Source organism: Fulvivirga sp. (genome assembly GCF_040220315.1).
Lineage (GTDB): Bacteria > Bacteroidota > Bacteroidia > Cytophagales > Cyclobacteriaceae > Fulvivirga.
In genome coordinates, this window is record NZ_JAVJUY010000163.1 from 23,483 (window position 1) to 35,569 (window position 12,087).

Consider the following 12,087-nt stretch of genomic DNA (forward strand, 5'->3'; position numbering starts at 1 on the left):
TGGCTGATGAGTGGTTAAAGCAGAGCTCATAATCTTGTAGTTCGTTTGTTAAGCCTCAGAATTGACATTATTAAAGCAAGTTAGTTGCAATTCCACCTTGCGGAACTTTTTATATACTTCGCCAACCCAGAAAACCCTTTCAATAAAATTAACTTCCAGCCACCTGCTCTTCTACTATTTGAGCGATACTCCTTCCATCCCCTTTCGATAATAGCCTAATATCATCACCCGGTTTTATAAGACCCTCCTCAAGAACTTTCAGATAGAAGCCAAACTTTTTACTTTTATAGAAATAAGACGTCATTTTAGGATCATTAAACTTAACACCTAACTTAAAACAGGGAGATCGTGGTTGCGTCACTTTTAAAGTCACAGTTCCTATTTTAAAGGTGTCGTCTATATTTATCTCGTTTTCCAGAAGTCCTGAAATAGTCAGATTTTCTCCAAATGCTCCAAAGTTGTACTCAAATTGAGGGTAGTGCTTATTCCACCATTGATAGGATTCAAATGGATAAGCATAAATTGCCTTATTTACTCCACCATGAACCATAAGGTCAGACTGAGTGTCTCCTAAAATTCCTAGTTTATTTACTTGCACTGGTCCATCTACAGGCTTTTTAAAAATACTGGTGGTCACCAACCTTCCCCTGTACCTCACGGTAGTTGGCTGACTGATCTGAATAGAAAGCACCTTTGCCATGACTATGCCAAATTGGCCCTGTTAAAACCAACAGTATCTCTATACATCTGCGGTGAAACATCAGCATAATTTTTAAAAAACCTGCTGAAATAGTATTCATCCTTATAACCAAGCTCCTGAGCAATATGCTTTACCTGCTTATCCGTCAAGTACAATTCACGCTTCGCTTCAATTATTATCCGTTCAGAAATTAGATCTGTTACCGTTTTATTAAAACGTTTCTTTGTTGCTTTGGCTAGTGCCTTTGGAGATATATTTAGCATTTCGGCATATTCCCCAGCCGAATGTTTGTCTCTAAAATGCGCTTCAATATGCTGCTTTAGGTTTTGTAAAATGTACGGTTCAGAATTAACAGCTTCTTTGATTTTAGGCGAATCAGGTGTCTCTGCTACTTTTTTTCTGGATGCACTTATTAAAAGAATCTTCAAATAAGAAACAAGTAATTCGTATTGGGCCAGCTTTCCGTTGAGCATTTCTTCTTTCACCTGGCTTAGCGTTGTTTCCATCTTTTCTAAGCTCAATCGGTCTAAATCCAAAACAGGAGATTCGTAAATATTATTAAACAACACTCCATTGCAAGCCACCGATTCATGATGCTTATGAATACAAAAAAAGTCAGGATGAAAATTAAGCACAATTCCATTTACATTTCCCAAACTAGAGATCATAAACGGCTGATATGGGGCAAAGGCCATCAGACAAGGTGCTTTCCATGAAAACTCTGAAAAGTCTGCCTTTACTGTTCCTTCTCCCTCATATAGCCAAATCAGAGAATAGTAATTAAGCCGTTGCACATGATCAAACCGACTCAGATCCTGAAATGAAAAAAGTTTAAGCGCCAGGTTATCGGTTTGCTTATCAACCAATGTTAGATTGTCCTCAATATTCAACACTATTCAGTCATTTTAAAGTTTACGTTCACTTTCGTCAATTGCCAGATCATTGATGCTAGCAAAGCGCTTTCGCATCAATCCATTTTCATCAAACTCCCATAGTTCATTTCCATAAGCCCTGAACCATTGTCCTTTAGAATTACGGTATTCATATTCAAATTGTACGGCCATTCTATTTTCACGAAAGCCCCATAGTTCTTTTTTCAGTTTATAATCGAGTTCCTTTTCCCATTTTCGAGAAAGAAAGGCTTTTACTTCATCTCTTCCATATAAAAATTCACTGCGGTTTCGCCACTCTGTATCTACAGAATACGCCAAACATATTTTTTCAGGATCTTTAGTATTCCAGGCATCTTCGGCCATTTGCACTTTTTGCCTTGCCGATTCCAAATCAAATGGCGGAAAAGGTGGTTTCTGTTCTATTTTACTCATTTTTAATATCTTTTAAAAAAGAACAGCGAGAAGAACCTCGCTGCTCTATTGGTTGTAACCCATTATTTGTTTTTAACCGTAGGCCACTTTGAATGTGCCTGCTCTTTCAACTTAGTAGTTTCTTCAGACCATAGTAAGGCGGTATTGAAATTTTTGCCATCGAATAGTCCGTTGAAAAACAAGTACAATTTGCCGTCAATGATGTCGTAGGTTTCAGGGTTGATAGGAAATTTCGTATCCTTTGCTGCTACGCCCCAAGCACAGAATCCATCAAACTGAGGCAAGTATTTGGCAGGTTCCTTTTTAAAAGTATCTCTATGCTCCGCTGATACAAACCAATAGGTTGTTCCATTTTGCTTTGCAGAAAATTTTGCATTCCCTTTTTGTGCTTTTCCATCAAAATAGGAGACAACATCATAGCCGCCTATTGCCAAGCCATTTTCATCTACAGGTGGTATTTGCGCTGTTGCTGATATAAAACCAACTACCACCAACCCTAGTATTACTATTAGATTTTTCATTTTATGAAATTTTAAATGTTAATGAAAATTGAATTACAATACACCTTGTCCATTAGCCTTCACCTTAGGGAAGTCTATATCCGTATTTGCCGTGTTATTGAAATAATTGGTAAAAACATTAAGTGCGACATGTGCAACAATTTCGCCCACTTCGCCCTCAGAATAACCAGCGTCCAATACTGCATCAACTTCCTCTGAAGAAGGTTTCCCTTGTTTTTCTATCAAGGTTTTAGCGAAGTGTAAACCTGCCTCAATTTTAGGATCGCTATGTTGGGCATTTCGGGAAGCATCGAGTACTTCGCCTTCAATTCCTGCCAGCTTTGTACCAATGTAGGTATGTGCAGATAGGCAGTAATCGCATGCATTCGCTTCTGCCACAGTCATGGCTATCAGTTCTCCCATTTTTGCTCCAAGAGCACCTTTACTGAGTGATTCACTAAGGTTAAGATATCCTTCGAGTACTGCCGAAGAATTCCCCATTGTTCGCATCATGTTTGGTACCGTTCCAAGTTTGGATTGAATACCGTCAAAAAGCTCCTTTGATCTGCTAGAAGCCTGATCGTTTTTTAATGCTGTTAATCGTGTCATATCTTTTTTTTAATTTGATTATGGCACAAAAGTATACCCAGCCATTGCGGTAGAAAATGGATAATGGGCGCAAGTGGATGGATGATTTTCCCTACTACTCTAAAATGGGCTGTAAACAAACAATAAAGCACATAATTCTAAGTATGTACTTAAAAGTGCAATACAATTCAATTGATTAGAGCATTATACTAATGATAGTTAATACCAACATACTGAGTATTCATTTTAAATAATTTCATATATTTGAATTGGTAAATACCAACATTAAACACATTTAAAGGAATTAAAGATGGCAAATACTAACACTAATTGGTTATCAATGAGCGATAAATCAATTGTTTCTGTCATTGGTGAGTACATAAAACACCAACGATTAACTCAAAACAAATCGCAAAAAGTAATTGCTGAGGCTGCAGGGATTAATCGTTGGACCATGAGTAAAATTGAAAATGGAGAACCAATATCACTATTATCACTAATACAAATTTTAAGAGCTCTTAACCTACTTGATGTACTTAATGTATTTAAGGTTCAACCTCAAATAAGTCCTTTAGAACTTGCCAAGCTAGAAAAGCAGAGAAGACAAAGAGCTAGTTCAGACAGCGGAAAGAATAAACAAGATAAGAGCGAATGGTAGAAGTAAAAACGGCATTTGTTAAAATTTGGGGACAGACTGTTGGAGCCATTGCTTGGAATGAGGAGGAAGGGTTTGCCAGTTTCGAATATGAGCCAACATTTAAATCTAAGAACATAGATTTAGCTCCCATAAAAATGCCTATCAGCTCAAATCAAAGCATTTTTTCATTTCCAGAATTACGGTCATCCAAAAACAGTGAGTTTGATACGTTTAAAGGTCTGCCCGGTTTATTAGCTGATGTATTACCAGATAAGTATGGAAATCAACTAATAAACATTTGGCTAGCACAAAACGGACGCCCAGAAAACAGCATGAACCCAATAGAGCAACTTTGTTTTATTGGCACAAGAGGAATGGGTGCCCTGGAATTTGAACCTACTCAAATAAAATCGACCAAAAGAAGCTTTGAAGTTGAAATCAAAAGTATAGTAGACATTGCCCAACGCATTTTAAATAAAAGAGAAGCATTTGAGACCAACTTAAATGAAGAACAACAACAGGCGGTAACGGAGATATTAAAAATTGGAATATCGGCAGGTGGCGCCAGGCCTAAAGCCATAATTTCCTACAATAAAAAAACAGGGCAGGTTCGTTCTGGGCAAACCAATGCACCCAAAGGATTTGAACATTGGCTCATAAAATTAGACGGTGTGAGTGATACTCAGTTCGGTGAAAGTAAAGGCTATGGGCGTATTGAAATGGCTTATTACAATATGGCAAAAGATTGCGGTATAAACATGATGGAGTCAGAATTACTGGAAGAGAATGGCAGGGCACATTTTATGACAAAAAGGTTCGATAGAGAGAAAGGATACATCAAGCATCATATTCAAACTTTTTGCGCCATGCAACACTATGACTTCAATGAAGTTAAAAGCTATAGTTACGAACAGTTATTCCAAACAATGAGAATGCTTCGTTTACCGTACCCAGATGCAGAACAGATGTATCGTAGAATGGTCTTTAATGTGATTGCCAGAAACTGCGATGATCATACCAAAAACTTTGCTTTCCGTCTTAAAGAAGGAGCTGATTGGGAACTATCACCGGCTTATGACATTTGCCACGCTTATAGACCTGGCAGCATGTGGGTGAGCCAACATGCACTAAGTATTAATGGTAAAAGAAAGGGTATTGAAAAGGATGATTTAATACAAATCGCCAAGGAAATGAATATTAAAAAATCGGTACATATTATTTCCGAAATTAATGCCATTATACAAAGGTGGAATGATTATGCGGATGAAGTACATGTGAATAAGCAACTGCGAGATTCAATAAAAGAAACATTATTGAATCTTGAGAAATGGTAAAGCAAACTACAAAATCGCATAAAATGAATAGCGAGTCTTCCCAGGCCAATTGAGCATTCAGTTTTTTTCACCTCCTCACCTAAACAGGTGATTTTTTCAATTACGATGTAGCCGAACTTTATTGAAAAGTACAACTATGGCTTCTATTGTAGGAATTTCGTCAAACCCAGAGAAATCTAGATTGCTTTGGCAAACAAAGGTTTCAGATATGCATGATTGGCTCGTTGTTAGCCACTTTCCGCTTCAGCAACTGGCCATTATCAATGGCTTAAGCTATGCAGATGCCCATAATGCCGATTTTAAAATAGAAACCGGTGACCCAGGCTCTATGTGGTATGTCTATCGGTTCGACTATATCACTTATAAAAGTAAAATCATTAAACCACACGCTAAATAATAACACGTTAACTCAAAATACTATGAACAACCCATTCCAGATACAACCAGAATTACGCTATGGCGCTCCGGTCTGTGATGAAATCTTAACCGGTCGCTACTTTACCATTGGCTACTCCTGGTATTTCCGCCAGGCCAAGTGGACACTGGAGATCATTAACCGCAACGATTATTTGCTCACAGAAGCGGATCGCATGAACAACTTCAGAGCTGATGTGCGCATACCTAAAAGGTTTAGAGCTGGCTTAAGAGCCTACGTTGGTAGCGGTTATGATCGTGGTCATTTGGTGGCCAGTGCCAACAACGACATTCTTGAAATTCAGAACAGCGAAACATTCCTTTTATCCAATATGTCTCCACAGAAACCCAATTTCAACAGAAGAATTTGGAGGGAGTTAGAGTCAGCAATTAGAAAGTTAAATGACCAAGAGCATATTTTAGAAACGTATGTACTCACTTGCCCCATATTCTACTTCGACAAGAAGATTGAAACCATAGGTGATAATGAAAAAGAATATGGAATAAATGTGCCCGTGCCCCATGCTTTTGCCAAAAGTGTATTGGCGGAAGACGATAAAGGCAAACTGAAGCTATGGACTTTCGAAATGGAAAATAAAGAGCTGGATGGAGCTATTGAAGACTACCTGGCTGTAACCTACGATGTAGAGCAAATAGTAGGCTGTCAGTTTTGGGATCGGGTAAGTGGTGGTGATTTGCATGAGCAAAAAAAGACACCTAATCGGATTTGGGATTATTGATGGTAGAACTGAAAAGGCCAAACTGACGGACTCACCTAAACAGGTGATTTTTTTATCGCTTCTATCACAGAACTTCATTAAAAAGATGAGTTATGCCCTCTATAGTAGGAATATCGTGCAATCCCGCAAAGTCTAAGATGAAATGGGAAAAGAAAGTTTCCCACTTTGCAGACTGGGAGATAATCGCAAAATACCCTGTAAGAAATCAGGCCAGAATGCATGCGCTTAGTTATGCATACACTTTCCTAACTGACTTTATTACTGAAAACGGAGAAGAAGAAAGTATGTGGTATGTGTATCGGTTTGATTATGCAAAATAATTTCAACTTTTAGTCCCCAAGCCTACCTTTAACCGAAAAATGTCCCTGTCCTGGGGCATTTTTTTTATGTGCTCGGCTATCAAAACAAAAAAAGCCAGCGACTTTCGTTCACTGGCTTCAATGGTAGCGGGGACAGGACTTCCCGACAGTCACTAAACTACATCGGGACAGGCTTCTCGTCCTGTTCGCTTAAATACCTGACTTTTTAAAATACAAAAGCCTGAGAAATTAATCTCAGGCTTCAATGGTAGCGGGGACAGGACTCGAACCTGTGACCTTTGGGTTATGAGCCTAAACACACTTATAATTCCACATCTTTCAACATATCTCAGGATATTTTTATTGCATTTTTAGTAAATAAATAAACATTTTGAAATATATGAAAATATGCTGAAATATATTTATTGTTGTACCTCTGATGTACCAATTATAAAATATTTCCAGAGCAATGGGATGAACTTAAAGAAACCGTAAATAAAAAATGTAGAGAGTACAAACTAATTAATCATGCTCTGAATGCCAAGCTCACAGAGATCAATTCAAAGCTCATTCAAAATGACTTCAATGGTGAAGATAAATCATTGCTAGAAATTAAAAATGAGATTCAAAGAGCTGGTAAGTCAGTTAGTTTCTTTGAATTGGGAGCCGAGAGAATTAAAGAATACGAAGAAAAAGGAACATTTGCAGTATCTCAGGCTGAGTCTTCTCAACTAAAAAATATTAAAAATTTTCACGGTTCAAAGGATCTCAGCTTTAAACAAATCACCGTTTCATTTATTGAAAAATTCACTCACTACAGCAAAACTGTACTTAAGCACAGTAAGAGATCAACAGACAACCATTTAATTTTGCTAAGAACATTATTCAATAGAGCAATTAAAGAAGGTATTGTTGATGAAAAGTATTATCCATTTGGAAAAAAGAAAATTAAAATCAAGATCGGCTCTGGAAATAAAATTGGTCTTACAAAGGAAGAAGTACTTAAAATAGAACACCTAGTTTTAGAACCAGAAACTAACTTGTGGCACTCACGCAATGTATGGCTATTCTCATTTTACTTTGCAGGAATAAGAATTAGTGACGTGATTGAAATGAAACGTTCAGACTTCAAAGATGAGCGTATTTACTATATCATGAACAAAAATGAAAAACCTGTTTCTCTTAAAATCCCTGAAAAAGCAAAAGCTATTCTTAAACTTTATATCAATAGAAAAAACAGAGGATTTCTATTTCATTATTTAAATGAAGCCAATCTAGACGACAAAAGAGATATATTTAGAAAAATACGCAATGCCACTAGTTTATTAAATGACAATTTAAAAAAGATAGCTAATCTGGCTGATATAGATAAAAACCTATCTAATCACATTGCTAGACACACTTTTGGTAATATAGCAGGTGATAGTATTCATCCATTGATGCTACAAAAACTATATCGTCATTTTGATTTAAAGACAACCCTAAATTATCAGGCGAATTTTATTAATAAAGAGGCAGATGAGGCATTAGATAGTGTAGTTGATTTTTAGAAAAATCATTCAAAAGTTAAACAAATGGAAAAAGGGCAGTCAACGACTGCCCTTTTGGTTTATAAAAAATTTAAAATAATAAGAAACTTAGAAGTTAACTTATGGCGTAACAGTAACTGTTCCAGAATCTCCATAGGTATTACTCCAAGTTATGGTAAATGTACCATCCATATTCACTGTACCATTAATAGTAAACGGATCTGAATACTGATCCACATTTGAAGGGCTGCCAGTTATAACAGTGCCATCAATTGTTATTACACCTGCAGGCGCATCATCACCGTATGCCGCAGCATATAACCCAAATGACATGTCATCAATCTCATAATCCAGACATCCGATTGAAGTCAGTGTAACAGAAGCCGCCAAATCGGTATAGTTATTAACGCCACCTGAACCATAAGTTCCACTTGCTAAAGTTGTATAGTCTCCAGAATAGTCAGGGGCTGTACAAGGAGCAACTGTCAATCTTGTTATTCCCTGATCGCCAGAAGCATTCACCCACTCAATATCCATAACTATATTACCTTCTTCATCTTCTGATACCGTTCCTGAGTGTTGAAAAAACTCTCCTGCTACAGGTACAATCTCAGAACCACAAATACTTAAAAAACGAGTTGCTGTTGATGGGGCTACACCTCGAACGATTGGATATTCACCAAATGATGGATCGCTCAGCGAAAAGGTTCCAGCATCTATCCTTTCAATTAAAACCTCTGTTGTAATAAAGTTATATTCAACACCATCTCTTGAAACACCATGTGAAATAGCCGCATATAAGTTCGATATATCATCATCACTTGGACATCTTACAAGTATATCCGCGCTACTACCACTCACTGATCGAGCCTGAAGTTCATCCACTAGAAATACAGAAATAGACCCTGTAGCCGAAGCTTCACCTGCTGTAAAGGTTCCGCTTAAACTGCCTGAAGATGAACCAATCAATGCATCCAAATCAGCCTGATTGTAATCCAAAGACCCGCCTGAAGCACTAAGAACTGCTAAGGCCAAAGATCCACTAGGAACATCTGTTAATGTTAAAGTGAAATCCATAACATCCCCGGCTAACAATACACCATCTGCATCTAAATCCGTTGCATCTGTGGTTAATGTAAATATTGGAGCAGCAAATGCAAAACTAGCATTAAGGCTAAAGTCAACAGTAGTTGTCTTATTTGCATCATCACCCTCAGCATCCACCTGAACATCACTCACGCCAACACTAACCGTAAAGGCTCCTTGTGCGGTAAATGGAACAACATAGTCAACAACTAGTGTTCCTTCTGTTGCACCAATCAAACTATTAATGTTAGAAGTGAATTCCGGGTCATCCTCTGCAGAAGTTACTGTAATCCCGCCTATTCCCGCTTGTGCATCCACAATATTTAAAGTAAGACTTATTGTCTCTCCACCTACTACATCAATAGTACTACCTGACTGATCTGATGTAACAGCTGGTGCATCTAACAACCTAGGTGGATTCGCATCTTCGTAATCGTCTACACATGACGAGAAGACAAGCATCAAACCCAATGTATATAAAAATATATTTTTCATAATATCTCTTTTTAATGTTTAAATAGCTTAGTTCTCTGGAGTATATATTACGTCTCCATAGATATCATTAAAGGAATTATACCAATTCATAGTAATAACACCAGTAACTGGGTCATAGCTTCCTCCACCATTATCAGCAGCTCCACCAAAACCAAAAGAACCAACGGGTTGCATGATTATAGCACCACAGATATCAAAGAAATCTGCAGGACCACCTTCTGTAGCTGTAACCTCAGGCCTCGCCCACCAGCCTGCATCATGGCTAGATACAGTATAGCGGAAAGGCTCAGGGCCAGTAAAAGTAATAGTAACACCTTCTCTTGTACTGGTCTGTGGCAACCCAAATGGCGCTGCATTATCAGAGTCATACGTAAAAATTGTAGCTGTATATGTACCCGCTATATCCTCCTGAGGAGACGGACAACCGGCAAATGCAGTAAATGAACTCGTAAAACTACTTGTGTTCGATGAATTGACAATATTTGGAGTAACATTCAAATTACCGTTTACTGTCTCACTTGGATAAATTATCCCGTTGTCAAGTGTAGTAATGTTGTTAAAAATAAATGCATCACCACCTGCTATATCGGTTAAAGCTATGCTAAATGCAGTTGCTAATTCTTGTGCAGTAACAGATTCTTGTAACAGCACGCCATTAGCAGCATTAATATCAGCTTGAGTGTAGGTTTTTACCACTGCCGTATCAACGGGCGACCCACCTACACTATAAACTACTGTAAGCTCAATAGTCCTAAGATTCTTACTTTCGGAATATAGATCATAAATTATTGCAGTATTATTAATATCTCCAATATTGATAAAGGAATTTAATGGATCTACATTAATTCTTACATTTGGGGCTTTGTCAAATTCACTAGGTATTCTCTTACTATCCTCATCTTCACATGACACCAAAATCATCAGTGTTAGACCCAAAAATGTATATTTAAGTATATTTTTCATTATTTTCTTTTTTATTAGTTAACATCCCAAAATACTTTGTCCAAAGCGATAACTCGCTGACCAGGAAAATTAGCATTCAATGATCCATTCGTAATATCATAAGGAAAGGATACTGGGAATTCTCTTGTTCGCACAGTTACATTTAAATTATCTGTATTAGCATCATGTAATCGCGGGTAACCTGTTCTTCTTATATCATTATAACTAATCGCGGAGTTACCAAATTGTGCAATCCATTTAGAAGTCATAATCACTTCCATCGGATCAGCTGCCGATCCAAATGTTGCCATAACAGCATCAATGTATGCTGTAACTTCAGTTGCGTCCATAGTAGGTGCACCTGCTGCATTAGCTATTGCATCCACTTTAGCAAAAGAAGCTTCCAATGCAGATCTCAATAATTCACCAGCATCCTCACTAGTTTCATTTGCTTGAGCCAATTCTGCACGAATAAATAATACCTCCCCTAAATCCAACAATCTTTGAGGTGTATTACCAGGACCTGTAACCTGGCCTGCTGCAAGTGTTGCAGCATTAGATGCTATTCCACCAAGTCCATCATCGTATCTACCTCCCATCGGATATAGACCTGCCAAAGACTGTGATCTTCCTTGATCAAAACCTTCATTCGGGTCAATATTTAATGAATGTGAATATATTGAAAGGAATGAAGTACCAGCATCACTTGGGCAGTATGCACAAGGATTTTCTGCATCTGCATCTGCCGAACCTGCAGGCAATTGATTAAAGAAGTAATATGGTATACGTGGATCAGGAAGGCTCCCTGCAACTAGTAAACCTCCATGCCCAAATGTATCTTGACCTCTCATACTTTCAAAGAAAAAAGGATCAATATATGTACCACTCCCTACTGCCCAATCAAATGCAAATCCTGGATTTCTGTTTTCAGGATTGAATGATGATCCATAATCCAATTGAAAGTCTTGTGACATATCTGAAATCACACCGTCATTAAGAACCGCAGTCACTTCAGAAGATACATCACGAGTTAACCTAATGTTATTCAACATGCGCAACTTTAAACTGTTAGCAAATAGAATCCAATTGGTCCTATTTCCGGCATATATTAAATCGCCAGCAACGGCACCTGTTCCATTATTAAGGTTACCGATAGCTACGTCTATTAGAAGTAGTAGATCTGCATAAACATAAGCTCCAGAATCATAGATAGGCGCCTCATTCGCTGCACCTTGCCCAATTTCAAAATAAGGAACATCCCCCCATAAATCTACAATCGTGGACATAATATACACTCTCAATAACTGTGCGACTCCCACGGAACCAAAGTCCTCCTCTTCTGTGGCCTGTTCAATAGCTACCTGAGTATCAGTTAAAGCCCCTGCATATAAACTTTGCCATGCCGTTGATATAGAAAAATCAGTGCCTTGTAGTCCATAATCATTTAACAAGGCTCTCCTTTGCACCCAGTGTTTGATAATGGTTCCGGTATATAAAC

The 12,087-nt window shown here is 37.8% G+C and carries 14 protein-coding genes; 6 read left to right on the forward strand and 8 right to left on the reverse strand.

Annotated features, from left to right (window positions below; translation table 11 throughout):
- Positions 1-148: 148 nt before the first annotated feature.
- The 5 genes from RLO81_RS07985 to RLO81_RS08005 all read right to left on the reverse strand — a co-directional run bounded on the left by RLO81_RS07985 (position 149) and on the right by RLO81_RS08005 (position 3,134).
- Positions 149-700, reverse strand: coding sequence for an MOSC domain-containing protein (locus RLO81_RS07985; RefSeq protein WP_350109767.1), 552 nt, complete (start codon positions 698-700; stop codon positions 149-151).
- A 2-nt stretch (positions 701-702) separates the two neighbouring features.
- Entirely contained in the window at positions 703-1,593 is an 891-nt protein-coding gene (locus tag RLO81_RS07990) for a helix-turn-helix domain-containing protein (RefSeq protein ID WP_350109770.1), read from the reverse strand.
- A gap of 12 nt (positions 1,594-1,605) precedes the next feature.
- Positions 1,606-2,025 (reverse strand): DUF1348 family protein, encoded by a 420-nt coding sequence (locus tag RLO81_RS07995; protein ID WP_350109773.1) that lies wholly within the window; start codon positions 2,023-2,025, stop codon positions 1,606-1,608.
- A gap of 62 nt (positions 2,026-2,087) precedes the next feature.
- Positions 2,088-2,546: a YHS domain-containing (seleno)protein gene (locus tag RLO81_RS08000; RefSeq protein WP_350109776.1), complete on the reverse strand. Its 459-nt coding sequence runs from the start codon at positions 2,544-2,546 to the stop codon at positions 2,088-2,090.
- A gap of 33 nt (positions 2,547-2,579) precedes the next feature.
- Complete coding sequence (locus tag RLO81_RS08005) at positions 2,580-3,134, reverse strand: carboxymuconolactone decarboxylase family protein (protein WP_350109779.1); 555 nt, start codon at positions 3,132-3,134, stop codon at positions 2,580-2,582.
- Between the two features lie 289 nt (positions 3,135-3,423).
- On the opposite strand from RLO81_RS08005, the gene RLO81_RS08010 reads away from it, so the two are divergent.
- The 6 genes from RLO81_RS08010 to RLO81_RS08035 all read left to right on the forward strand — a co-directional run bounded on the left by RLO81_RS08010 (position 3,424) and on the right by RLO81_RS08035 (position 8,087).
- Positions 3,424-3,771, forward strand: a complete 348-nt coding sequence (locus tag RLO81_RS08010; RefSeq protein WP_350109782.1) for a helix-turn-helix domain-containing protein — start codon at positions 3,424-3,426, stop codon at positions 3,769-3,771.
- Positions 3,765-5,084: a type II toxin-antitoxin system HipA family toxin gene (locus RLO81_RS08015; protein WP_350109785.1), complete on the forward strand. Its 1,320-nt coding sequence runs from the start codon at positions 3,765-3,767 to the stop codon at positions 5,082-5,084. Before RLO81_RS08010 ends, RLO81_RS08015 begins: the two co-directional genes overlap by 7 nt.
- Before the next feature lie 136 nt (positions 5,085-5,220).
- Positions 5,221-5,481 carry a hypothetical protein gene (locus RLO81_RS08020; RefSeq protein ID WP_350109788.1) on the forward strand — a complete coding sequence of 87 codons (261 nt, stop codon included), beginning with the start codon at positions 5,221-5,223 and terminating at the stop codon, positions 5,479-5,481.
- 22 nt (positions 5,482-5,503) lie between these two features.
- The gene (locus RLO81_RS08025) at positions 5,504-6,238 is read left to right on the forward strand and encodes a DNA/RNA non-specific endonuclease (RefSeq protein WP_350109791.1); all 735 of its coding nucleotides are present in this window, start codon (positions 5,504-5,506) and stop codon (positions 6,236-6,238) included.
- Between the two features lie 92 nt (positions 6,239-6,330).
- A complete protein-coding gene (locus RLO81_RS08030; RefSeq protein ID WP_350109794.1) occupies positions 6,331-6,558 on the forward strand; it encodes a hypothetical protein in 228 nt (75 codons plus the stop codon).
- Between the two features lie 581 nt (positions 6,559-7,139).
- Positions 7,140-8,087 carry a tyrosine-type recombinase/integrase gene (locus RLO81_RS08035; protein ID WP_350109797.1) on the forward strand — a complete coding sequence of 316 codons (948 nt, stop codon included), beginning with the start codon at positions 7,140-7,142 and terminating at the stop codon, positions 8,085-8,087.
- Positions 8,088-8,186: 99 nt separating this feature from the next.
- Here RLO81_RS08035 and RLO81_RS08040 read toward each other — a convergent pair whose 3' ends face one another.
- From RLO81_RS08040 to RLO81_RS08050, 3 genes are all read right to left on the reverse strand, one after another.
- Positions 8,187-9,647 (reverse strand): hypothetical protein, encoded by a 1,461-nt coding sequence (locus RLO81_RS08040; protein WP_350109800.1) that lies wholly within the window; start codon positions 9,645-9,647, stop codon positions 8,187-8,189.
- Positions 9,648-9,674: 27 nt separating this feature from the next.
- Complete coding sequence (locus tag RLO81_RS08045) at positions 9,675-10,610, reverse strand: hypothetical protein (RefSeq protein WP_350109803.1); 936 nt, start codon at positions 10,608-10,610, stop codon at positions 9,675-9,677.
- Positions 10,611-10,624: 14 nt separating this feature from the next.
- On the reverse strand, positions 10,625-12,087 hold a 1,463-nt coding region (locus tag RLO81_RS08050; RefSeq protein ID WP_350109806.1), incomplete at its 5' end, for a SusD/RagB family nutrient-binding outer membrane lipoprotein.